This is a genomic window from Pararhizobium sp. A13, assembly GCF_040126305.1.
GTDB lineage: Bacteria > Pseudomonadota > Alphaproteobacteria > Rhizobiales > Rhizobiaceae > Pararhizobium.
The window spans coordinates 3,425,435-3,446,886 of sequence record NZ_CP149510.1 but is presented as its reverse complement, the minus strand read 5'-3'; the positions used below and the strand labels follow the sequence as shown (position 1 = coordinate 3,446,886).

Genomic DNA, 21,452 nt, shown 5'->3' with positions numbered 1-21,452 from the left:
AAGGATGAGATGCGGCCGGGGCGATGCCTGGATTCGTTGCCGATCCGACATGAAAGCCGGCCTATACCGTTAATTGCGACGCTTGCCGCCATCGTCCGGCCATGATGGGGCTTGATACCGCATGCCTTCTCACTTATGCGGATGCGGCGATCTGATCATAACCCGCAGCCGTTTGAAAAGACGAACATTCAGGCCGGTGTCAGAATTGCATGCTCGATGCATTCGCTCCACGCGGCGCTAGGAGCGAACATGTATCTGGACAGGGACTTTCGTGGCATGGGCAGTGAAAAGCCGGTAAAGAAGCACACGGGCATCCGGCATTTCTTCGCCGCTGCGAGCTACTCGCTGGGGGGCGCCAAGCGCCTGTTGAGCGAGGCCGCGTTTCGTCATGAGCTCATCGCCTTTGCGATTGCCATGATCGCCTTCGTCATCAGCGGCGCGACCTTCTTCCAGTATGTTGCAATGCTTGTGCTGTTCCTGCTGATGATCGCCTTTGAAGCGCTGAACACGGCCATCGAGGAGATCGTCGATCGCGTATCGCCGGAAATTTCCGAGATGGGCAAGAATGCCAAGGATCTCGGCTCGCTGGCCTGCCTCTGCATGATCCTCGCCAATGCGGGCTATGCGGGCTATGTGGTGTTCTTTTCGAAGCTTTTCGCGCTCTGACACGTGAACGCTCTATTCCCTCGTGAGCGGTCAAATTAAATTGAGCGGCGGCGGTGCTCACCGACGCTGATCAAAGTTGACTGAAGCGATCATCATTCTATACCGGAGCCGCCGGGCAGGAATGGTCCGGCCTAACATTTTGAGAGGCTGCCATGAAAATTTCGCCCCCGGGTTCCGCAAGTGTGCTCGCGCTCGTGACTGCGCTGCTCGGCGCATCGATGCTCGCTTCGACCGCGGCCAAGGCCGACGACATCGGGATCGTTGTCTACAACGCCCAGCATGAAAGCCTCGGCGTCGCATGGGCCGAGGCCTTTACCAAGGAGACCGGCATTCCGGTGACCTTGCGCAAGGGCGGCGACATGGAGTTCGCCAACCAGATCGTCCAGGAAGGCGCAGCCTCGCCGGCCGATGTGTTCCTGACCGAAAATTCGCCCGCCATGTCGCTCGTCGACGGGGCCGGGCTGTTCGAGCCGGTCGCCGCTGAGACGCTCAAGCAGGTGCCGGAGAATTTCCGCCCGTCGAATGGTCACTGGATCGGCGTTGCCGCCCGCTCGACGGTGTTTGCCTATGACAAGACCAAGCTGACCGAAGACAAGCTGCCGAAGTCGATGCTCAATCTGGCCGATCCGAGCTGGAAGGGGCGTTGGGCCGCATCACCGTCGGGCGCCGACTTCCAGGCGATCGTCAGCGCGCTTCTTTCGCTGAAGGGCGAGGAGGTGACCGCTTCCTGGCTCGCGTCGATGAAGGAAAACTTCACCGGCTACAAGGGCAACTCGACGGCGATGAAGGCGGTCAATGCCGGTGAAGTCGAGGGCGCGGTTATCTATCACTACTATTATTTCGGCGATCAGGCGAAGACCGGCGAGAATAGCAAGAATGTCGCGCTGCATTATTTCAAGAACGAGGATCCAGGCGCTTTCGTCAGCATTTCCGGCGGTGGCGTGCTTGCCTCCAGCCAGCACAAGGAAAATGCCCAGAAGTTCCTCGCCTGGGTAACGGGCAAGGGCGGCCAGGCGATCCTGCGCGACGGCAATTCCTTCGAATACGCCGTCGGCAATGGTGAAGCATCGAACGCGGCGCTGCCGGCGCTGTCCGATCTGCAGTATCCGAAGGTCGATCCGGCGACGCTCAACAGCGCAAAAGTCACAGACCTGATGACGGCGGCCGGTCTGCTGTGATAGGCAGAGCCTAAACCTGAACGGAACTCTCCGGTTAGGTATCGTATCGGGACTGCTGCACAATTCCTCAAAGCGGAATTGCGTCAAGGAATTATGCAGCCGTTTAAAAGTGTTACGGCGTGTTTTGCGTGTCGTATCTGACGCGCGACACTGTAGCGGCAACATTCGCAGCGGGCGCGCAAGGGCGGCTGCGAATGTCTTTTGGTTTGAAAGCAGAGATTTTGAGCGCCACCGCGTTTCATGCCGAATCCTCCTCACCCCTGCGGCGGTTGTTTGCCGCCGCAAGAGGTCGCTCACGGGTTCCCTACCTCTGGGTCACGATCCTTGCGGCCCTCGTTTCGCTCGTCAGTCTGGTGCCGCTCGGCTTCATCGCCTGGATCACCATCCAGACCGGCTGGGAAACCGCGTCAAAGCTGATTTTCCGCGCTCGCGTCGGCGATCTGCTGATCAACACGGCGCTGCTTGAACTCTGCACCATTCCGCTGACGATCGTGCTTTCGGTCGCGCTCGCGTGGCTGACGGAGCGGACTGATCTGCCCGGCGCGCGCCTCTGGGCGTGGCTTGCGGTGGCCCCGCTCGCGGTTCCCGCCTTCGTGCATAGTTATGCCTGGATCAGCCTTTTCCCAGGCCTGCACGGTTTGCGGGGCGGCGTGCTCGTCTCAGTGCTTGCCTATTTCCCGTTTCTCTATCTTCCGGTTGCCGCGCAACTCAGGCGTCTCGACCCGGCGATTGAGGATGCGGCAGCCTCGCTCGGGCTCAATCCGTGGCAGGTCTTCCTTCGTACGATCCTGCCGCAGTTGCGACTGGCAATCTGCGGCGGCTCGCTTCTCGTGGGCTTGCATCTTCTGGCCGAATACGGTCTCTACGTGATGATCCGCTTCGACACGTTCTCGACCGCGATCGTCGACCAGTTCCAGTCGGCCTTCAACGGCCCGGCGGCGAACATGCTGGCCGGCGTTCTCGTCGCCTGTTGCCTGCTGCTTCTCGGCATGGAGGTGATCCTGCGTGGCGGCGAGCGCTATGCCCGTGTCGGTTCTGGTGCTGCGCGTCCGGCGGACACGCGGCGGCTCGGCTTCATGGTGGTTCCGGCGCTTGCGCTCAACATCGTGACAGCGATGCTTGCGATCGGCGTGCCCTTCGTCACGTTGACGCGCTGGCTTTATATCGGCGGCGCCGAGATCTGGCGGATCGATCTTGTCGGTGGCGCGTTCGGGCAGACGGTCGTGCTGGCGGTCGCCGGTGGCGTCATGGCGACGATCGCCGCGGCGCCGATGGCCTGGTTGTCGGTGCGCGCGCCCGGCCGGCTGCAGCGGATTTTCGAAGCCTGCCACTATTATGTCGGCTCGCTTCCCGGCGTGGTAGTGGCGCTGGCGCTGGTGACGATCACGGTGCGGCTGATCCTGCCGCTCTACCAGACATTCGCGACGCTGTTCCTTGCCTATGTGCTGCTGTTCCTCCCCCGCGCCATGGTCGGCCTGCGCACGAGCATCGCACAGGCGCCGGTCGAACTCGAGCGCGCGGCGATGGCCCTGGGGCGCACCCCGTTCCAGGCGGTTCGCCAGACGACGATGCGGCTGGCAGCACCCGGCGTTGCGGCCAGTACGGCACTGGTGGCACTCGGTATCACCAACGAACTGACGGCGACGTTGATGCTGTCACCAACCGGCGTCGAGACCTTGGCCACCAAATTCTGGTCGCTCACCAGCGAGATCGACTATGTCGCGGCGGCGCCCTATGCGGTGATGATGGTGCTTTTGTCACTACCGCTGACCTTCCTACTTTACATCCAATCCAGACGGGCAACCGGACAATGACGTTTCTGACCATCGGCGCGATCAGCAAATCCTACGGCCCGACAGTGGCGCTCGACGCGATCGACATGAAGATCGAGGCGGGCGGCCGCACTGCGATCGTCGGACCCTCCGGCTCCGGCAAGACGACGCTTTTGCGCATCATCGCCGGTTTCGAGACGCCCGATGTCGGCTCGCTGGTGCTGGACGGACGAGCGCTGGCCGGCAAGGGCGTGCTTGTGCCGGCTCACAAACGCGGGATCGGCATCGTTTCGCAGGACGGGGCGCTCTTTCCGCATCTGACGGTGGCCGATAATATCGGCTTCGGACTGGCCAGGAGCGCTGCCGATCGTAACCAGCGGATCGCCGAACTGATGGAGATGGTCGAGCTCGACGGCATCATGGCGGCACGGCGTCCGCATCAGCTTTCCGGGGGACAGCAGCAGCGCGTCGCGCTGGCGCGGGCACTGGCATTGAAGCCCCGGCTGATGCTGCTGGACGAGCCCTTCTCGGCGCTCGATACGGGCTTGCGCGATACGATGCGGCGGACGGTGGCACGGGTGCTGCGCGCCGCCGGGACGACGGCGATCCTGGTGACGCATGATCAGGCGGAGGCGCTGTCCTTTGCCGATCAGGTGGCCGTGCTGCGGCAGGGGCGGCTCGTCCAGTTCGGGCCGCCGCGTGCGCTTTACGGAAAGCCGCGCGATCGCGAAACGGCGACCTTTCTCGGCGAGGCCATTCTGCTCGACGCCGATATCGTCGCTGGCCGCGCTGACTGTATTCTGGGTTCGCTCGCCGTGGAGCCGGGATCGAAGGCGGGGCAGGCTACGATCATGCTGCGTCCCGAACAGATCCGGCTGACGACAGCTATTGCGGGAGCGGGACCGGAAGGGCCGGTCGGGCATGTCGACGATGTGGAGTTCGGCGGTGGCGACTGCATGGTCCTCGTCCGGATCGATCGCACCGACCGCGCCATGCCGGATTTCCTGTCGATCAGATGTGTCGGTTCCGAAATTCCCGAGCCGGGCGATCTGGTACGGATCAGCGTCCACGGCCCGGCGCATGTGTTGGCCGATTAACGCGTGTCGCGGTTTACTTTTTTGTTTTCACACATGTCGTTGTCCGAAAACCGCTGCGCGTTCTTGGACGATATGCTGCGGCCTCAGGCGAAGCTTTTGCGCCGCCGCTCGATCGCCGGTGCATCCTCGACGGCTGGAATGCTTTGCAACACGCGCTTTGACGGCAGGATGGCGATGGCTTCGGTGCCTTCGCGCAGCTTGGAGCGCAGGATGAAGTCGCCATTGTGCTTGGCAAGGATCGCCTGAACGATCGGCAGGCCGAGGCCGGTTCCCTGTTCGGCGCTCTTGATGGCGATCGAGCCCTGGCCGAAGGCCGAGAGCACGACGGGGATTTCGTCCTCGGGAATGCCGGGTCCGTTGTCCTTGATGGAAAGGTACTGCCCGCCGCCGGCCGTCCAGCCGACCTTTACGGAAATTTCGCCGCCGGACGGCGTGAACTTGACGGCGTTCGACAAGAGATTGAGCGTCACCTGACGCATCGATTTCTCATCGACCCAGATCGCCGGCATACCGTATTCGAACTGCTCGGTGATGGTGATGTTCTTGGTGCGGGCCCGAAGCTGCACCATGCCGATACAATCCTCGGTGATCTCGACCAGATGAATGGCTTCCTCGTTGAGATCGTATTTGCCGGCTTCGATGCGCGACAGGTCGAGGATCTCGTTGATCAGGTCGAGCAGGTGCTGGCCGGAGCGATGGATGTCGCCGGTATATTCCTTGTAGATCGGATTGTTGAGCGGCCCGAGGACCTCCGTCGACATGACCTCGGAAAAACCGAGGATGGCGTTGAGCGGCGTGCGCAGCTCGTGCGACATCGAGGCAAGGAAGCGGGACTTCGCGAGGTTGGCTTCCTCGGCGCGGCGCCGCGCTTCGTCCGACATCGACTTGGCGACTTCGAGTTCGGCGATCAGGTCGTCCTTTTCTGACTGCATCGACAGAATATGGATGTTCGAACGGTGCAGGCGGTTCGTCATGAAGACGAGGAAGATCAGCGACGTCGAAACAACCGCGGTCAAAGCCATGTAGCCGGGGCTGCCGGTCTTGAGCGTCAGGCCGGTGAGCACCAGCACGACCGGAATGAAGGTGAAGAGCAGAGCATCGCGCAGCAGGAAGGTGCCCATCGCCGTGGCGGCAAGCGCGATCAACAGCACGGCGCCCTGATAGAACCCGAAATTGACCTCGCCGCAGCTATCGCAATCCTGAAGCATGAAAGCTGCCCAGCAGATGCCGAGACCGATCTGCACGATGAGGAAGCGGCGGCGCCAATAGGACACCTTTTCCGCGTTGATCTCCCGGGCCTTGGCGCGGCGCGCCAGGAGGATACCAATGGCATGGACACAGAGCGTCATCAGGCCCCAGGCGATGATGTCGAGGGTTTGCGAGAGATAGACGCCGACGCCGGTAACCAGAAACAGGAAGAGCGGCATGGCGATGGCGCTCTGCAGCATCGCATCGATATGGAGACCGAGCATCTCCCTGGCAAAACCGGACGCATTCGACGGGCCGGCCTGCAGCCGTTCGCGGGTCGTGCGCACGGCTTTCGACACAGCCGTGTTGCGATGGCTGCGCGACTTGTCGACAATGATTTTGTCGGTCGAGGTGCTGACGCCCTTACTCATGATCTCAAACGCGTTGACGGAATCCATTGAACTATAAGAGGGAATCCTTAAGAAGTTGCTGAGATTTCTTGTTTTTAGCGGTGCCTTCCGTAAGGTGAGCTCATCATTTACGGCAGCAGGGATGACCATGAAGCGTCTGGCGAGTGTCATCCGCGATCTGCTCTTGACGGCGACGATCCTGCTCTTTCTCGGGCTTGTCGTGACGCGTCTCGACACTGCGGGGCAGGAGATGGTCTCCGGCTGGGTGAAGGTCGTCGATGGTGACACGCTGGTCCTTGACGGCAAACGCATCCGGCTTGTCGGTATCGATGCGCCGGAACTCCGGCAGGTCTGTCAACGCGACAATCAGCGATGGCCTTGTGGCAAGGGGGCCAAGGACCATCTGGTCGCTCTGATCGACGATGCGAAAACCACGTGCGAAGCTGGTGGCAGCGACCGCTACGGCCGGCTTCTTGCGGTGTGCTCGTCGGGCAGCCGCGACCTCAATGCCGCGATGGTCGCTGCGGGCTATGCCATTGCCTTTGGGGACTACGAGGCTGAGGAGCGCGCCGCGAGGGAGAATCGGCTTGGTATCTGGTCAGGCACGTTCGAGGCGCCGCGCACATGGCGCCAGACCCATGGGGGAATGGATGAGGCCCCCCATATACCGGACGGCTGGCAGGGCACGGCGATGTCGCGGCTTGGCGCGTGGTTGAAAACGTTGCTTTCAAGGCTTGGGTAATGACTGACGAACCGCGGGATGATCTTTGGGATTTGCGCGCGGCGATTGCCGCCTGCCGGATCTGTCGGGACGCGCCGGCGCGCGGGCCTGACCATCAGCTGCCGCATGAGCCGCGCCCCGTCGCGGTGATCTCGCGGACGGCGCGTATCCTGATCTCCGGCCAGGCGCCGGGCCTGCGCGTGCACGAGAGCGGGCTGCCGTTCAACGATGCTTCCGGCGACCGGCTCAGGCATTGGCTCGAGGTGACGCGGGAAGAATTCTACGATCCGAGCCTGTTTGCGATTGTGCCGATGGGCTTCTGTTTTCCGGGTTATGATGACAAGGGCAGCGATCTGCCGCCGCGCCGGGAATGCGCGCCGCGATGGCGGCAAGAGGTCATCGATGCCATGCCGCAAATCGAGCTTGTGCTCGCCATCGGCCAATATGCGCAAGGCTGGCACCTCGGCGACCGCCGCGCCGCGACGATGACCGAGACGGTGCGCAACTGGCGCCTATATCTGGGCTCCAACACCGGGCCGGCGGTGCTCGCCTTGCCGCATCCGAGCTGGCGCAACACCGGTTGGCTGAAGAAGAATCCGTGGTTCGAGGCCGACGTGTTGCCGGTCTTGCGCGAGCGGGTCAAAAAATTGATTTCCTGAAACAATTTTCTTCCATTTGGCTATTTTCGCGCTATAGAGAGAAAAATATTCGAAGGGGCCTTTTCCATGGATCGTCTTGACCGCAAAATCCTGCGTCTCCTGCAGGAAGATTCCACACTCGCCGTTGCCGACCTCGCCAAGAAGGTCGGTCTGTCCACCACGCCGTGCTGGCGCCGGATCCAGAAGATGGAAGAGGACGGCGTGATCCGCGGCCGCGTGGCGCTGCTTGATCCGGTGAAAGTCAACACCAAGGTCACCGTCTTTGTCTCGATCCGCACCAACACCCATTCCATCGAATGGTTGAAGCGTTTTTCGGAGGTGGTCGGTGAGTTTCCGGAAGTGGTGGAGTTCTACCGCATGAGCGGCGATGTCGACTATCTCCTGCGCGTCGTCGTGCCCGATATCGCTGCCTATGACGCCTTCTACAAGCGGATGATCGCCAAGATCGAAATCCGCGACGTCTCCTCCGCCTTCGCGATGGAGCAGATCAAGTACACGACGCAATTGCCGCTCGACTACATGCAGATCGAACAGGCGAAGTCGAGCGAGGAGTGAGGCGCTCGACCCAGCGGTCAGACCTTCAGCTTCTGAAGGACGGCGTTGCTCGTCAGTTCGCGGACGGCATCCTTGCCGATCCACCGCGCTGCCCGGTCTGATCCTGCCGCAAGCGAGCGGGCGAGCGACAGGGCAGGGCCATGGCAACGGGTGCTGCGCTTGCCGATCTGGCGGAGTGCCCAGTTCACCGCTTTTTTCACGAAATTGCGCTCGTCGCCGGCATGGGCTTCGATCAGGGCAAGCCAGGCGAGGATGGTATCATCCGGCTCGTTCTTCAGGTGAACGGCGCTGACGGCGATCATTGCAAACGCCGATCGCCGGACGAATTCGCGCTCGTCGGCGGCAAATTCCGGGATAAGCGTGTTCTCCAGCCGGGCATCGACAAAGAGATCGGCGACACCATCGACGATTTCCCAGGAGTTGAAATCGCCAGCCCATTGCCTGGCCGTCTCGAGCGTCAGCTTTCCCGGCTCGCCGGTGAAGCTCGCAAGCAGCCGTGCCTCCCGTATCCCGCTGTCCCACAGGGCGAGCGAGCGACCGTGATCGGGCTTGATTTTTTGCGCGACGCGCCGCAGGTCGGCATTGGAGATGCCGAGCGCCGTCGCGGTTTCGATTCCGAAACGCGCCATCCCGGCGCGGTTTTCCTCCCTCCGCAGCGATTGCAGATGGGCGATGACCGCATCTGCCGGGGAGGAAGGCGACAGAGTCATTTCTCCAGCCGCGCCAAGAGCGACGACGTGTCCCAGCGATTGCCGCCCATCTCCTGCACGTCGGCATAGAACTGATCGACAAGGGCGGTGACCGGCAGCTTGGCGCCGTTGTTGCGGGCCTCGGCGAGCAGGATGTCGAGGTCCTTGCGCATCCAGTCGACGGCAAAGCCGAAATCGTATTTGCCTGATATCATGGTCTTGTGGCGGTTTTCCATCTGCCAGGAGCCGGCGGCACCCTTGGAGATGACGTCGATGACCTTCTCGATGTCGAGGCCGGCCCTCTTGCCGAAATGGATGCCTTCGGCAAGACCCTGCACGAGGCCGGCGATGCAGATCTGGTTGACCATCTTGGTCAGCTGGCCGCTGCCGGCAGGACCCATCAGGCCGACCATGCGGGCATAGGCGTCGATGACGGGTTTGGCACGTTCGAAGACATCGGGTTGGCCGCCGCACATCACCGTCAGGACGCCGTTTTCGGCACCCGCCTGGCCGCCGGATACAGGGGCGTCGATGAAATGGAAGCCGCGCGCTGTCGCGGCTGCATCGAGTTCGGGCGACTTCGGCCGACGCCGTCGTGTTGTCGATAAAGACTGCGCCTGCCTTCAGGGTTTCAAAGGCGCCATCCTTGCCGATCGTGACGGAGCGAAGGTCGTCGTCATTGCCGACGCAGGAGAAAACGAAATCCTGTCCGTCCGCCGCTTCGGCTGGTGTCGCGGCCGCGCGTCCGCCGAATTCCGCCGCCCATTTTTCCGCCTTGGCGGCAGTACGGTTATAGACGGTCAGGTCATGCCCGCCGCGCGTCTTGAGGTGACCGGCCATGGGATAGCCCATGACGCCGAGACCGATGAAAGCGACTTTTGCCATTCCGAATGCTCCTGTAGCGCGTATCGCGAGAGACTTAGCGGAAATGGTCCGGAGGCGGAAGGGAGAACGCCGCCTGTGCGCCGCATTTCATGAATATATGCGCGATGGCAATCAGGATGTCGGAACGAAGGAGCCCAGGGTGAAATAGGCGGCTGCACCAGTAGCGATGGCCGCAAGCGTCGCCAAAGTGAGCGCTATGGCGTAGGGTCCCTTGCCGCCGGCCGTGAATGCCAGCGCGATTTTCGTCATGAGATTGACCACCACCGCGATCAGGATCGCCGCGACGGCGGTGGTAAGATCGACCGACGTCCCCGTCATGCGTGCCGTCGAAAGCGTGATGGCGTCGAGATCCATCAGGCCCGATACGGCCGCGACTGCAAAAAGCATGGTTTGGCCGATCCTGTCGACCAGGACCTTTGACACCACGATGACGGCGCCAAGCAGGGCGCCGAAACGCAGCACCTCGCCAAGCTGGAATGGATTTTCGAGTTGAAGGTCTGGTGCACCATGCTTGCCGTTGCCATGGCGGACGATCAAAAAGCTCGCGGCCAGCATGACAAGTACGGCCGGCGCCAGCGCAAGCGCCAGTGGTATCAGGAGGACGGGCGCCAGGACGCCACCGATAACGAGGACGCGGATGAGCGACATGGCCCCGGCAATCGTCGCGCCCGAGGCCAGTTGCCGGGCGCTTTCCGGCGCATCGGCTGCGAAGCGAGCAAAGGAGAGCGTCAGCGCCGTCGAGGACGCCAGCCCGCCGGCGGCACCGGCAAACAGGATGCCGCGACTGGGCCCGGCAACACGGATGGCGACATAACCGGCGAAGGAGATGGCGGCGATCATGACCGTCAACAGCCACAGAGCGAAGGGGTTCAAAACGTCCCAAGGATCGATGGTCTCGTTCGGCAGCAGCGGCAGAGCGACAAGCGTCATGGCCAGAAGAATGAGGGCTGCCCTGATCTCCAGCCAGGTCAATTGCTTCAGAAAACCGTGGAGGCTGCGTTTGGCTGCGAGCAGCGCGGTGGTCGTGACCCCGCCGGCAGCCGCGGCCCGCACGTCGCCGACGACCGCTATCGCACCAAGCGCGAAGACAACGAAGCCCGCGACGACAGTGGTGACGCCGTAATCCTCGTCTGCCTCGGACTCTCGCAGTTTGAAAACGACGAAAGCAGCGCCGAAGAGGAGCAGCAGCACCGCAGGCAGGATGGGTCCGGCGAGTGTCTGGAGATAGCCGGCAAGCCCGCCGAGAAAGCCCGACAGGCCGAACGTGCGGATACCGGCGGTTCTGCCGCCCGAGGGCACGTCGCGGTCCTGCCAGCCCCTCTCACAGCCCACGAGGAGGCCGATGGTGAGCGCCACGCCGAGGCGCTGGAAGACTTCAACAAGTTCCATTCAAAAATGATAGGGCCTGGATTCGTCAGGGCAAGAGTGGCATCCCGGGCTTCCGTCACCCGCGGTTCGAGAGGGAACACGGGAGAATGATTTTTTGCCTGAAGAGAGTTTGCAGACTGGCTTTTCCGATATCCCGTTCGTTTTTGATATTTATATTGTATATAGTTTTTATAGATTGAACCAATCTTGATGGCAGTAGCGCCGCTGTAGTGCGCCGACCAACATCGAGAGGGACCCATCATGTTCACACGCCGACAGACACTATCGCTTTTCGGGACTGCCGCGCTCGCAGCGACGCTGCCAGGAATCGGTCGCGCCGCATCCGAACCGTTGACGGAACTGCGCCTCGGCTGGCAGAAGAACGGTGTTCTGGCGCTCGCCAAGGGAACGGGCGCGCTTGAGAAGCGCTTCGCCGAGCGGGGCATCACCGTCACCTGGGCAGAGTTCTCGTCCGGCCCGCCGCTGCTCGAGGCGCTCGGCGCCGGCGCCATCGATTTCGGCCCGACCGGGGACGTCCCGCCGCTTTTCGCGCAAGCTGCCGGCGGCAATCTGCGCTATGCCGGTACCTACAAGGGCTCCGCTGCCGGGTCCGCCATCCTGGTGCACAAGGATTCGCCGATCCAGTCGATTGGCGACCTGAAAGGCAAGCGGGTGGCGTTCAAGCGCGGATCGAGCGCCCATAACTTCACCGTCAAGGCATTGCGCACGGCAGGTCTCGGCATCACGGATATCGAGGCTGCCGACCTTTCACCGTCGGATGCGGCAGCCGCGTTTGCCAGCAACCAGGTCGATGCCTGGACGATATGGGATCCCTACTACGCCGTCGCTGAAAAGACCCCTCAGACGCGCGTGCTGACGACGGCCGAAGGGATCGCAGAAAGCTGGAGCTATTTCCTCAGCAATGGCGATTTCACCGCCGCGCATGGCGACGTGCTCCTCGAAATCCTCGATGAACTGGCAAAGGTCGGGGCCGCGGCGCAAACCGATCTCGATGGCACCGTCGCGGCGCTGTCGAAGATCACCGGCGTGCCGGAGGACATCCAGCGCGTGGCGCTGACGCGCAAGGGCTTTACCCTTGCGGCGGTATCGACGGTCGGGCTGGAGGCGGCCGCCTATCAGCAGGCATTGGCCGACGAGTTCTATGAATTGCAGATCATTCCGGAAAAGCTGACCATCGGCGACATTATCTGGAACGGCCGGGCGAGCTGATATGCCTGCTTGAAATCAAAAAAACGGCGCACCCGTGGCGCCGTTTTTTGCTGCCTGCTCACGGGCGGCTGGCGGGAGTTGCCCCAAGTTCAAGAGCCGAGCGGTCAGGCCCGCAGTCTTGCAATCACCAGATGGCCGGTGATCGGTTCGCCTTCTTCCATGCGCACGATGATGTCGGTGAGTTCAACGATGTCGAAGCCGATGGCGTCGAGGCGTTCGCGGACGTAATTTTCGGCATGCGCGAAGCGCTGGTGCGGGCCGACCATGAAGGTGCGACCGGCGAAAGTTTCCGCAGGCAAGGTTTCGCTTGAAAAAATGAACAGGCCGCCCGGGTTCATGTTTTCGGCGGCGCCGAAGAACAGCGCTTCCAGAGCCCCGAGGTAGGGCAGCACGTCCGTCGCAGTGATGAGGTCGAAGGGCTCGTCGTCATTGTCCTCGAGGAAATCGACGACTTCGGCGACATAGAGCGTCTCGTAGAGATCCTTCTCATGGGCGATCTCGACCATGTTTTCCGACAGGTCGATGCCGGTGATATCGTCCGCCATGTCGCGCAGCGCACCGCCGGTCAGGCCTGTGCCGCAGCCGAGATCGAGCACGCGCCCGAAGGGGCCGAGTTTCAGCGATTGCAGGCGCTGACGTACCATCATTGGCACGTGATAGTCGAGCTGCTCGACGAGCACGTTCTCGAAGACATCGGCGTGCTGATCAAAGAGGGTGGCGACATAGGCGTCCGGGGCCTTGTCGGGCGTCTCCCCACGGCCCAGCGAGGCGATGCGAACGGCAGCACCGCCGTGATCGTCCGGATCGATCGCCAGCACGTCTTCATAGGCTTTTACCGCCGCATCGATATTGCCGGATTTCTCCAGTGCAAGGGCGCGGTTATAGGCTTCGGCGAGGGCCTCTTCATCGATCTTCTGCATGGCCGCGTCTTTACGGCGAGCGCGTGCTTTTGGCAATGCGAAAACCCACTTTCCAGTGCATTTTGGGGGGCAAAAAACGTTTGTCGCGACCGAAATTGGGCGCATGATGCGCGAAACAACAAAGGTTGGGAGGACATCATCATGGACGAACTCAGCCCGGTCGAACTGCTGAAGGACGACAGCGAGGCCAAAAGCCCGCCCTTGCCGGCAACGCCACCGGAGACGATCACCGCGCTCGTCCACTATTATCGCGGCGAAATAGGCCGAATGGCAGGCTGGCGCGACCGCATTGACCGGACATCGAACTGGGCGATCACCGTTGTCGCTGCACTTCTTTCGGTTTCTCTTTCTGCGCCGACGTCCCATCATGGCGTGTTGCTGTTCGCGATGCTTCTCGTCTCGCTGCTTTTGTTCATCGAGGCGCGCCGATACCGTTTCTTCGATGTCTATCGCGCGCGCGTTCGGCGGATGGAGCGTGGCTACTTTGCCCAGGTTCTCTGTCCGCAGGCACCCTTCAAGGTGAACTGGGCGACGCCGATCGCCGACAGCCTGCGGCGGCCGGCCTTCCTGATGACCTATCGCGCGGCGGTCTGTCGACGGTTGCGGCGCAATTATTGCTGGATGTACCTGATTCTGCTCTTGGCCTGGGCCTTGAAGATCTCGTCGCCGGTTCTCCGGCCCGATGGCAGCGAAGCGCGGCATGTGCGCTCCCTCTCCGACCTGGCCGCCAATGCGGCACTTGGCCCTGTTTCCGGCTGGCTGGTGCTCGGCCTTGTCGTCCTGCTCTACGCTGCCATGGCCTATGCGGCGCTTTCCAAGGAGCCCGGCGACGGCGAACTGGCACACGGCGAGGTTCACGTCTGATCCGATGAAACACGCGGGCTGATGGTATGTGCAGGATTTCTTGATTGTGATCCGCGTCCGCTGCTGATTTTATCGCGCCGTCAGTGACATAAGGAGACGACGATGACGGGTCAGAAGGTTGCAATCATCACGGCGGGCGGGTCCGGCATGGGGGCGGTGTCGGCGCGCCGGCTGGCAGCCGAAGGATATCGCGTCGCAATTCTTTCCTCCTCCGGCAAGGGCGAGGCGCTGGCAAACGAACTCGGCGGCATCGGCGTCACGGGTTCCAACCAGTCGAACGACGATCTGAAGCGGCTGGTGGATGCCGCTTATGACAAATGGGGCAGGGTGGATGCGCTGGTCAATTCGGCCGGACATGGACCGCGCGCGCCTGTGCTAGAACTGACCGACGACGACTGGCACAAGGGGATGGAGGTCTATTTCCTCAATGTCGTGCGGCCGACGCGGCTGGTGACGCCAATCATGCTGGAGCAGAAATCCGGCAGCATCGTCAATATCTCGACCTACGCAACCTTCGAGCCGGACCCGCTGTTTCCGACATCCGGTGTCTTCCGCTCAGGCCTTGCCGCATTCACCAAGCTTTTTGCCGACAAATACGCAGCCGACAATATCCGCATGAACAATGTTCTGCCGGGCTTCATCGACAGCCTGCCGGAGACCGAGGAACGGCGCCAGCGCATTCCGATGGGGCGCTATGGCACATCGGAGGAGGTGGCCGAACTGGTGGCGCTTCTGGCGACCGACCGCGGCGGCTACATCACCGGCCAGAACATCCGCATCGATGGCGGCATCACCCGGTCGGTATAAATTCTTCAAGCCCGGGGCGAGGCGTCAGTTGATGATGAACTCGCCCTTGAGTGCCCGCCAGTCCGAGGCCGAGATCAGTTTGCGGTGGACGTAGCGCACCGAATGCAGCGGGCCTTCGAGCGTTTCCTGCCAGAATTTCAGGAAGCTCTTCATTTCCGGAAAATCGGGCGCGATATCGTAGTGCTGCCAGATGTAAGTCTGCAGGAAACTGGGATGATCGGGCATGCGATAAAGGATTTGGGCCGTCGTCAGGCCGTAACCCTTGAGCTGCAGTTCCAGTTCATTTGTCATTTTGGACCTCATTCTCGTCAATGATGGTCCCTGGAATTGAAGCACCGATTTGGTTAATCGGGAACTAACAAAATTGTCGCACTGAATAAATATTCAGTGGAATCAATATATTAGCAGCACGCCTGTGCGAGTGCTGCTAATATAGGACTTTAGATCAGCGCTTCAGGTGACGCGTGATCCGGTCTTCCAGCCAGGCCCAGAGGTTGCGCAGAAGCTCGACCATGATCAGGTAGAGGATCGCGGCCCAGACATACATCTGATAGTCGAAGGTACGCGAGAAGGCGCGGCGGGTTTCGCCCATCAGGTCGAAGACGGTGACGATCGCAACGATGGCCGAACCCTTGATCATCAGGATGATCTCATTGCCATACGGACGCAGAGCGACGATCAGCGCCTGCGGCAGGATCACCTTGAAGAAGGCGACGCGCGGCGGCAGCCCGAGAGCTGCGGCGCCTTCCGTCTGGCCGCGTGGGACACTCTGGATCGCGCCGCGCAGGATTTCCGCCTGATAGGCGGCCGTATTGAGCGTGAAAGCGAGCAGCGCGCAGTTCCAGGCGTCGCGGAAGAACCACCACAGTCCGATCGCCTCCATCTGCGGCCGGAAACTGCCGAGGCCGTAGTAGACGAGGAACAGCTGGGCGATCAGCGGCGTGCCGCGGAAGAAATAGACATAGGCATAGGCGGCCCACCCCAGGATCTTGTTTTTCGACATGCGTGCGAAGGCGATCGGCAAGGACAGGAGCGCGCCGAGCGTGATGGAGCTGCCGACGAGCCCCAGGGTGACCCCGAGGCCGGAAAGGAAGCTCGGGCCGTATTTGGCGAATTTTTCCGGGTCCCAGCCATCGACCATCAGCAGGAAGATCCCGACGCTTGCAGCGAGCCAGACGCCGAGTGCAATGTTGCCGACAAGACGCTGCGCTGTGAACGGACGAGCAACGCCCGGTGGAGCCGGTTGCGGCGGGATCATCGTTTCCGCGTGGCTCATCGGACGGCCTCCGAACGTTTGGTCCAGCGCTCCAGCGCCGAGAAGACGATGGACGACAGCATGGCGAGAATGAGGAACAGAAGGCAGGCAACGGCGAAGAACTCGAAGGCCTGCTTGCTGACGCGGGCGGCGACGCCCGTCTGGCGCAGGATATCCGGCAGGCCGATCACCGAGACCAGTGCGGTATCCTTGAGCAACGCCATCCACAGATTGCCAAGGCCGGGAAGGGCGATGCGCACCAGTTGCGGCAGGATGATCAGCCGCATTGTCTTGCCGCGGTGGAAGCCGAGCGCGTCGCCTGCTTCATACTGGCCGCGCGGAATGGCCTTGAACGCTGACAAGAGCACTTCCGAACAATAGGCCGAGAACACAACGCCGAGCGCAATCATGCCTGCCACGAAGGCGTTGATCTCGACCGCGCCCTCAAAGCCGAGCGAGGCGAGGAACTGCTGCACCAGGATCTGCAGGCCGTAATAGACGATGAACAGCGTCAGGAGTTCCGGCAGACCGCGAAAGATGGTGGTGTAGATGTTGGAGGCAAGCCGCAGCGATTTTTCCTCGGACTGCTTGGCCAGCGCGATGAAGAAGCCGAACACAAGCCCGACCGGCAGGGTCGCGATTGCCAGCGTCGCGGTGATCATGAAGCCGTAGGAGATTTCATCGCCCCAGCCCGCATCGTCGCAGGCGAGCAGCGTGCCGGAGCCGAACAACCGGAAAATTCCGATGGGACCGCATAACGGATCGATCACCGAGCCGAACCAGGCCACGGCGGAAGAGAGGGCGGCAAACAATCCGCTCATGCCAGAACATTCCCCTTTGAAGCGTTTTTAGATGAGCTTCTTTTTATATATTCCTTGTCAGACAAAAACGGCGGAAGGGCAAGCCTTCCGCCGTTGCATTTTCGTCATGGGACGATGCTTTTCCCGAATATGGGATGCTCGACCGCAGTGCCGTCTCAGCTGCCGAAAACGTCGAAGGGGAAATACTTGTCGTTGATTTCCTGGTATTTGCCGTTCTTGCGGATCGCGTCGATCGCGGCGTTGAATTTTTCCCGCAGCGCATCGTCGCCCTTGCGGACAGCAATGCCGGCGCCTTCGCCGTTGATGACCGGGTCGATCGGCAGCACGCCGAGCAGCTTGCAGCAGGCGCCGTCAGCTGTCTTCAGCCATTCCGACAGCACGACGACGTCATCGATCACTCCGTCAATGCGGCCATTGGCGATGTCGAGCTTGTATTCTTCCGAGGTCGGATAGAGCTTGAGTTCCGACTTCTTCATATGCGCTTCTGCATAGTTGGAGTGAGTTGTCGACGATTGGGCGCCAAGCGTCTTGCCGTCGAGCGCGTCTTCCGTTGCTTCGGTGATCGGCGAGTCCTTCGGAACGACGATGGCCGGCGGCGTGTTGTAGTACTTGTTGGTGAAGTCGACCTTTTCCTTGCGCTCGGCGGTAATCGACATCGAGGCGATGATCGCGTCGAACTTCTTGGAGATCAGCGCCGGGATGATGCCGTCCCAATCCTGCGTCACGAATGTGCACTCGGCCTTCATCTCTTCACAGAGCGCCTTGGCGATGTCGATGTCGAAGCCGGTCAGCGAGCCGTCGGACTCCAGGTTGTTGAAGGGCGGGTAGGCGCCTTCCGTGCCGATCACGATTTTGTCGCCTTCAGCCATGGCGGTGCCGGCCATCAGCGCGATTACGGCTGCCGAAGCGGCCATGGCGAGACGTCTTGAAATACGCATGTTGATCCTCTCTGTTGGCTGGCGGCCGATTTTTTCTTCTTCGCGGCCGCCGACATGCCGACCGTCGTTGTGGTCGGGCTGGCGCGGATATTCCTACGCTTTAAGCGAAAAAATCAACAGGAAAGCAGCGGATCCTTCATGAAAAGTCTGAACATTGTCATGCGCCGGGGTGGCTTGGCGGTGATGCCGGCCTATGTCTGCCCAAGATGAACGGAGCATTCATGCTGAGTTAATGCAGGTTCCGCTAATCGTCGTGGGCTGATTTGGCCGGTGTGCCTTTTTTTGACCGCCTTTTGACGGCTTGGGTCTGCCCAAAAGGCGAAGAAAGAAGAAGGCCGGAACGTCCTACCGGTTGAAAACGACGAAACAGGACCTCTGAAGGAGGAAATACATGACCATTCGATCCAAACTTTTCGCGACTGTCGCGTTTCCGATGCTGTCGATGTCGATCGCCATCCAGCCGGCGCTGGCCGATAGCCTGATGAAGCCGTTCGAAGTCGCGCAGGAAGGTGGCATCGCGGTGGAGGGCGGCGACCAGGTGCCGGAAGAGCTGCTGCGCAAGAAGCGCAAGCAGCGCGCCGAGCAACAGCAGCAGGAACAGCCGGCTGAAGAAGCGCAGCCGTCACAGGAAGAGCAGCCGAGCCGCGCAGAACGCCGCAAGAAGCGGCAGGAGGCCGAGCAGCAGCAGCAGGAGGCACAGCCTTCCGCCGATGACGAGGCAGCCCGCCAGGCGGCTGAAGAAAAGCAGCGCATTCGCGCCGAGCGCAAGAAGCGCCAGCAGGCAGAACAGCAGCAGCAGGAAGAGGCCCAGCCCCCTGCCGACGATGAGGCTGCGAAGGCGGCGGAGGAACGGGCAAGGATCCGCGCCGAGCGCAAGAAGCGCCAGCAGGCAGAACAGCAGCAGCAGGAAGAGGCCCAGCCCTCTGCCGACGATGAGGCTGCGAAGGCGGCGGAGGAGGAACGGGCAAGGATCCGCGCCGAGCGCAAGAAGCGCCAGCAGGCCGAACAACAGCAGCAGGAAGAGGCTCAGCCGTCCGCCGATGATGAAGCCGCCAAGGCTGCCGAGGAACGGGCAAAGATCCGCGCAGAGCGCAAGAAGCGACAGCAGGCCGAACAACAGCAGCAGGAAGAAGCCCAGCCGTCAGCCGACGATGAGGCCGCAAAGACCGCCGAGGAACGGGCGAAGATCCGCGCTGAGCGCAAGAAGCGCCAGCAGGCTGAAGGCCAGCAGCAGGAAGAGGGCCAGCAGCCCGCCGCCGAGGACGCACTGCGCCCGGCGATCGACGGTGACGGCGAAGCGACTGAAACCCCTCGCAAGCGGCGCGACCGCCGCCAGCCTATCCCGGAAATCGTCGATACGCGCAGCGAGGCAGAAAAGCAGGAGATCGCCCGCGATCCGGCTGCGACGGACGATACGGTCGTGCTGCCGGTGGATAAGGGTGCTGCCGTTCTCGACAGCGACAAGGACGCCGACAATGCCGGCGACGAGGGTGTGCGCGAGAAGCGTCGCAAGCGTCGTGAACAGGCGCGTGCCCAGGAAGAAAACGTCGAGGTTCCGAAGAGCGACGAGGAAGCCCAGTCGAGCCGCAGGGACCGCCGTCCGACCCAGGAGGAACTGGGAGCCAACATCAGAGAAGAAGGCCGCCGCGTCGAGCGTGTGCCGGAATTCAATGCGAATGACCTGATCGATGCCTTTACCGGCAACGACAGCAGCCGCCGGCCGCGGATCGATGAGACGCGCGATAACCGCACCGTTCTCGATTTCGGCGATCAGATCATCGTGCGCGGCGACGATCGTCCGCGTCTGCGCCGCAATGCCCAGGAAACCTACTATGAAGAACTGTCGCGTGGCCGGTCCCGCGAGGTCATCGAACGGCCGAACGGGGTGCGCATCATCACGATCTACAATCGTTACGGTGACATCGTGCAGCGTTCGCGCATCGATCGGGACGGACGCGAATATCTGATGATCTATGCGCCGGAGGTCGATGAAGGCCCGCGTCCGCCGATTTACGATGTCGGTGAGGAGCTGCCGCCGATGCGCCTGCGCGTGCCGGTTCGTGACTACATCATCGATACGTCGAGCGAGCCGGACCGCGACTACTACGACTTCCTGGCCGAGCCGCCGGTGGAGCAGGTCGAGCGCGTCTATTCGATCGACGAGGTGAGGAACTCGGCCCGTATCCGCGACAAGGTGCGCCGTATCGATCTCGATACGATCACGTTTGCGACCGGCAGCGCCGAAGTGCCGATGTCGCAGGCCAAAACCCTGCGCAAGGTTGCCGATGCCATGCTGCAGGTGATCGAGAAGGATCCGGGCGAAACCTTCTTCATCGAAGGTCACACGGATGCGGTTGGCAGCGATGAATCGAACCTCGTTCTGTCCGACGAACGGGCCGAATCGGTCGCCTCGCTGCTGACGGAAGTCTACGGCATCCCGGCCGAAAACCTGGTGACCCAGGGCTATGGCGAGCGCTTCCTCAAGGTCCGCACGCTGGAAGCCGAACAGGAGAACCGCCGCGTGACAATCCGTCGCGTGACGCCACTTGTCCGTCCGGTGGCCCAGAATTAGCCATAGTCCGGCTTCTCATAGAGACGCCGCTTGAAACGGCCCGGTGCATCGCGCACCGGGCTTTTTCGTGCCGCGGTTCTTCTTCCGGCATTCCTGCCGTCGCAGCCTTCGAGCCCGTTGTGAAAACAACCTTTGTCGCCACGCTTCTGACGGTCGTTTCGATCGCCCATGCCTGTCTTGCCTCAACCCGGCTGGTGGAGCCGCAGCTGATGCTTCAGAGGCAGGAGGCAGGTTCGCGACCGCGCGTCGCGTTGACCTTCGATGCCTGTAGCGGCAAGACGGACGAGCGCATTCTCTCGACGCTGATCGACAACAATATTCCTGCGACCATTTTCGTCACCGCCCGCTGGCTGAAACGCAATGGCGCGGTTTTCGCAATCCTTAAAGCCCGGCCTGATTTGTTCGAAATCGAGAATCATGGGGCGATGCACGTTCCCGCTGTCGATCGACCGATATCGATCTATGGAATTGCTGCCGCCGGAAGCGCTCAGGCGGTGGAAGGGGAAGTGGCGGGTGGAGCTGCGGCCATTGCGGCCCAAGGCGTGACGCCCCACTGGTTCCGCGGCGCGACGGCAAAATATACGCTGTCATCGATCGGGCAGATCCGGCAGATGGGATTTCGGATCGCCGGCTATTCGGTGAACGGTGACGGCGGTTCGCTGCTTGGCCCATCAGCCGCGGAAAAACGGATTGCTGCGGCGAAGGATGGCGACGTGATCATTGCCCATATCAACCAGCCGACGCATGCGGCGGGCGATGGCGTCGTCAAGGGCATTCTCGATCTCAAGGTCAAGGGTTTCGCGTTCGTTCAGCTCGATGACGCGATGGAAGATGGCAGCGACGATACCATCAATTGA

The 21,452-nt window shown here is 61.7% G+C and carries 20 protein-coding genes and 1 pseudogene; 12 read left to right on the top strand and 9 right to left on the bottom strand.

Annotation, left to right across the window (positions count from 1 at the left end):
* Positions 1 to 249: 249 nt before the first annotated feature.
* The 4 genes from WI754_RS16975 to WI754_RS16960 all read left to right on the top strand — a co-directional run bounded on the left by WI754_RS16975 (position 250) and on the right by WI754_RS16960 (position 4,713).
* On the top strand, positions 250 to 666 hold the full coding sequence (locus WI754_RS16975; RefSeq protein WP_349434641.1) for a diacylglycerol kinase: 417 nt from the start codon (positions 250 to 252) through the stop codon (positions 664 to 666).
* A gap of 152 nt (positions 667 to 818) precedes the next feature.
* Entirely contained in the window at positions 819 to 1,844 is a 1,026-nt protein-coding gene (locus tag WI754_RS16970; protein WP_349434640.1) for an iron ABC transporter substrate-binding protein, read from the top strand.
* A gap of 194 nt (positions 1,845 to 2,038) precedes the next feature.
* The gene (locus WI754_RS16965) at positions 2,039 to 3,658 is read left to right on the top strand and encodes an iron ABC transporter permease (RefSeq protein ID WP_349434639.1); all 1,620 of its coding nucleotides are present in this window, start codon (positions 2,039 to 2,041) and stop codon (positions 3,656 to 3,658) included.
* A complete protein-coding gene (locus WI754_RS16960) occupies positions 3,655 to 4,713 on the top strand; it encodes an ABC transporter ATP-binding protein (protein WP_349434638.1) in 1,059 nt (352 codons plus the stop codon). Before WI754_RS16965 ends, WI754_RS16960 begins: the two co-directional genes overlap by 4 nt.
* Positions 4,714 to 4,796: 83 nt before the next feature.
* Here the strand turns inward: WI754_RS16960 and WI754_RS16955 are convergent, their stop codons facing one another.
* The gene (locus WI754_RS16955; RefSeq protein WP_349434637.1) at positions 4,797 to 6,332 is read right to left on the bottom strand and encodes a HAMP domain-containing sensor histidine kinase; all 1,536 of its coding nucleotides are present in this window, start codon (positions 6,330 to 6,332) and stop codon (positions 4,797 to 4,799) included.
* Between the two features lie 121 nt (positions 6,333 to 6,453).
* Here WI754_RS16955 and WI754_RS16950 point away from each other — a divergent pair, with 121 nt between their 5' ends.
* The 3 genes from WI754_RS16950 (at position 6,454) to WI754_RS16940 (ending at position 8,246) form a co-directional block, all read left to right on the top strand.
* Positions 6,454 to 7,053, top strand: a complete 600-nt coding sequence (locus WI754_RS16950; protein WP_349434636.1) for a thermonuclease family protein — start codon at positions 6,454 to 6,456, stop codon at positions 7,051 to 7,053.
* Entirely contained in the window at positions 7,053 to 7,691 is a 639-nt protein-coding gene (locus WI754_RS16945; protein ID WP_349434635.1) for a uracil-DNA glycosylase family protein, read from the top strand. Before WI754_RS16950 ends, WI754_RS16945 begins: the two co-directional genes overlap by 1 nt.
* A 66-nt stretch (positions 7,692 to 7,757) precedes the next feature.
* Positions 7,758 to 8,246: an Lrp/AsnC family transcriptional regulator gene (locus tag WI754_RS16940; protein WP_037130000.1), complete on the top strand. Its 489-nt coding sequence runs from the start codon at positions 7,758 to 7,760 to the stop codon at positions 8,244 to 8,246.
* A gap of 17 nt (positions 8,247 to 8,263) precedes the next feature.
* Here the strand turns inward: WI754_RS16940 and WI754_RS16935 are convergent, their stop codons facing one another.
* The 3 genes and pseudogenes from WI754_RS16935 to WI754_RS16925 all read right to left on the bottom strand — a co-directional run bounded on the left by WI754_RS16935 (position 8,264) and on the right by WI754_RS16925 (position 11,209).
* Complete coding sequence (locus tag WI754_RS16935) at positions 8,264 to 8,956, bottom strand: DNA alkylation repair protein (RefSeq protein ID WP_349434634.1); 693 nt, start codon at positions 8,954 to 8,956, stop codon at positions 8,264 to 8,266.
* Positions 8,953 to 9,820 (bottom strand): annotated as a pseudogene (locus tag WI754_RS16930) (NAD(P)-dependent oxidoreductase). The gene WI754_RS16935 and the pseudogene WI754_RS16930 overlap by 4 nt, the downstream one beginning before the upstream one ends.
* Before the next feature lie 111 nt (positions 9,821 to 9,931).
* Positions 9,932 to 11,209 carry an MgtC/SapB family protein gene (locus WI754_RS16925; RefSeq protein ID WP_349434633.1) on the bottom strand — a complete coding sequence of 426 codons (1,278 nt, stop codon included), beginning with the start codon at positions 11,207 to 11,209 and terminating at the stop codon, positions 9,932 to 9,934.
* Positions 11,210 to 11,449: 240 nt separating this feature from the next.
* Here WI754_RS16925 and WI754_RS16920 point away from each other — a divergent pair, with 240 nt between their 5' ends.
* Positions 11,450 to 12,418, top strand: coding sequence for an aliphatic sulfonate ABC transporter substrate-binding protein (locus tag WI754_RS16920; RefSeq protein ID WP_349434632.1), 969 nt, complete (start codon positions 11,450 to 11,452; stop codon positions 12,416 to 12,418).
* A gap of 104 nt (positions 12,419 to 12,522) precedes the next feature.
* Here the strand turns inward: WI754_RS16920 and WI754_RS16915 are convergent, their stop codons facing one another.
* Complete coding sequence (locus WI754_RS16915; RefSeq protein WP_349434631.1) at positions 12,523 to 13,338, bottom strand: class I SAM-dependent methyltransferase; 816 nt, start codon at positions 13,336 to 13,338, stop codon at positions 12,523 to 12,525.
* A 138-nt stretch (positions 13,339 to 13,476) separates the two neighbouring features.
* On the opposite strand from WI754_RS16915, the gene WI754_RS16910 reads away from it, so the two are divergent.
* On the top strand, positions 13,477 to 14,202 hold the full coding sequence (locus tag WI754_RS16910; RefSeq protein ID WP_349437847.1) for a DUF2270 domain-containing protein: 726 nt from the start codon (positions 13,477 to 13,479) through the stop codon (positions 14,200 to 14,202).
* Positions 14,203 to 14,304: 102 nt separating this feature from the next.
* On the top strand, positions 14,305 to 15,009 hold the full coding sequence (locus WI754_RS16905; RefSeq protein WP_349434630.1) for an SDR family oxidoreductase: 705 nt from the start codon (positions 14,305 to 14,307) through the stop codon (positions 15,007 to 15,009).
* A 24-nt stretch (positions 15,010 to 15,033) separates the two neighbouring features.
* On the opposite strand, the gene WI754_RS16900 is transcribed toward WI754_RS16905, so the two are convergent.
* The 4 genes from WI754_RS16900 to WI754_RS16885 form a co-directional block, all read right to left on the bottom strand.
* Positions 15,034 to 15,300, bottom strand: a complete 267-nt coding sequence (locus WI754_RS16900; protein ID WP_037130015.1) for an usg protein — start codon at positions 15,298 to 15,300, stop codon at positions 15,034 to 15,036.
* A 154-nt stretch (positions 15,301 to 15,454) separates the two neighbouring features.
* Positions 15,455 to 16,285: an ABC transporter permease gene (locus WI754_RS16895; protein WP_349434629.1), complete on the bottom strand. Its 831-nt coding sequence runs from the start codon at positions 16,283 to 16,285 to the stop codon at positions 15,455 to 15,457.
* Complete coding sequence (locus WI754_RS16890) at positions 16,282 to 17,085, bottom strand: ABC transporter permease (RefSeq protein ID WP_349434628.1); 804 nt, start codon at positions 17,083 to 17,085, stop codon at positions 16,282 to 16,284. Before WI754_RS16890 ends, WI754_RS16895 begins: the two co-directional genes overlap by 4 nt.
* Positions 17,086 to 17,240: 155 nt before the next feature.
* Positions 17,241 to 18,023, bottom strand: a complete 783-nt coding sequence (locus tag WI754_RS16885; protein WP_349434627.1) for an ABC transporter substrate-binding protein — start codon at positions 18,021 to 18,023, stop codon at positions 17,241 to 17,243.
* Between the two features lie 391 nt (positions 18,024 to 18,414).
* Here WI754_RS16885 and WI754_RS16880 point away from each other — a divergent pair, with 391 nt between their 5' ends.
* Together WI754_RS16880 and WI754_RS16875 are read left to right on the top strand one after the other, a co-directional pair.
* Positions 18,415 to 20,595, top strand: a complete 2,181-nt coding sequence (locus WI754_RS16880) for an OmpA family protein (RefSeq protein WP_349434626.1) — start codon at positions 18,415 to 18,417, stop codon at positions 20,593 to 20,595.
* A 119-nt stretch (positions 20,596 to 20,714) separates the two neighbouring features.
* On the top strand, positions 20,715 to 21,452 hold the full coding sequence (locus WI754_RS16875) for a polysaccharide deacetylase family protein (RefSeq protein WP_349434625.1): 738 nt from the start codon (positions 20,715 to 20,717) through the stop codon (positions 21,450 to 21,452).

Bases quoted from the DNA above. Each gene is read 5' to 3' on its own strand.
- WI754_RS16975 (WP_349434641.1), top strand. From the start codon at position 250: ATGTATCTGGACAGGGACTTTCGTGGCATGGGCAGTGAAAAGCCGGTA.
- WI754_RS16970 (WP_349434640.1), top strand. From the start codon at position 819: ATGAAAATTTCGCCCCCGGGTTCCGCAAGTGTGCTCGCGCTCGTGACT.
- WI754_RS16965 (WP_349434639.1), top strand. From the start codon at position 2,039: ATGTCTTTTGGTTTGAAAGCAGAGATTTTGAGCGCCACCGCGTTTCAT.
- WI754_RS16960 (WP_349434638.1), top strand. From the start codon at position 3,655: ATGACGTTTCTGACCATCGGCGCGATCAGCAAATCCTACGGCCCGACA.
- WI754_RS16955 (WP_349434637.1), bottom strand. From the start codon at position 6,332: ATGAGTAAGGGCGTCAGCACCTCGACCGACAAAATCATTGTCGACAAG.
- WI754_RS16950 (WP_349434636.1), top strand. From the start codon at position 6,454: ATGACCATGAAGCGTCTGGCGAGTGTCATCCGCGATCTGCTCTTGACG.
- WI754_RS16945 (WP_349434635.1), top strand. From the start codon at position 7,053: ATGACTGACGAACCGCGGGATGATCTTTGGGATTTGCGCGCGGCGATT.
- WI754_RS16940 (WP_037130000.1), top strand. From the start codon at position 7,758: ATGGATCGTCTTGACCGCAAAATCCTGCGTCTCCTGCAGGAAGATTCC.
- WI754_RS16935 (WP_349434634.1), bottom strand. From the start codon at position 8,956: ATGACTCTGTCGCCTTCCTCCCCGGCAGATGCGGTCATCGCCCATCTG.
- WI754_RS16925 (WP_349434633.1), bottom strand. From the start codon at position 11,209: ATGGAACTTGTTGAAGTCTTCCAGCGCCTCGGCGTGGCGCTCACCATC.
- WI754_RS16920 (WP_349434632.1), top strand. From the start codon at position 11,450: ATGTTCACACGCCGACAGACACTATCGCTTTTCGGGACTGCCGCGCTC.
- WI754_RS16915 (WP_349434631.1), bottom strand. From the start codon at position 13,338: ATGCAGAAGATCGATGAAGAGGCCCTCGCCGAAGCCTATAACCGCGCC.
- WI754_RS16905 (WP_349434630.1), top strand. From the start codon at position 14,305: ATGACGGGTCAGAAGGTTGCAATCATCACGGCGGGCGGGTCCGGCATG.
- WI754_RS16900 (WP_037130015.1), bottom strand. From the start codon at position 15,300: ATGACAAATGAACTGGAACTGCAGCTCAAGGGTTACGGCCTGACGACG.
- WI754_RS16895 (WP_349434629.1), bottom strand. From the start codon at position 16,285: ATGAGCCACGCGGAAACGATGATCCCGCCGCAACCGGCTCCACCGGGC.
- WI754_RS16890 (WP_349434628.1), bottom strand. From the start codon at position 17,085: ATGAGCGGATTGTTTGCCGCCCTCTCTTCCGCCGTGGCCTGGTTCGGC.
- WI754_RS16885 (WP_349434627.1), bottom strand. From the start codon at position 18,023: ATGCGTATTTCAAGACGTCTCGCCATGGCCGCTTCGGCAGCCGTAATC.
- WI754_RS16880 (WP_349434626.1), top strand. From the start codon at position 18,415: ATGACCATTCGATCCAAACTTTTCGCGACTGTCGCGTTTCCGATGCTG.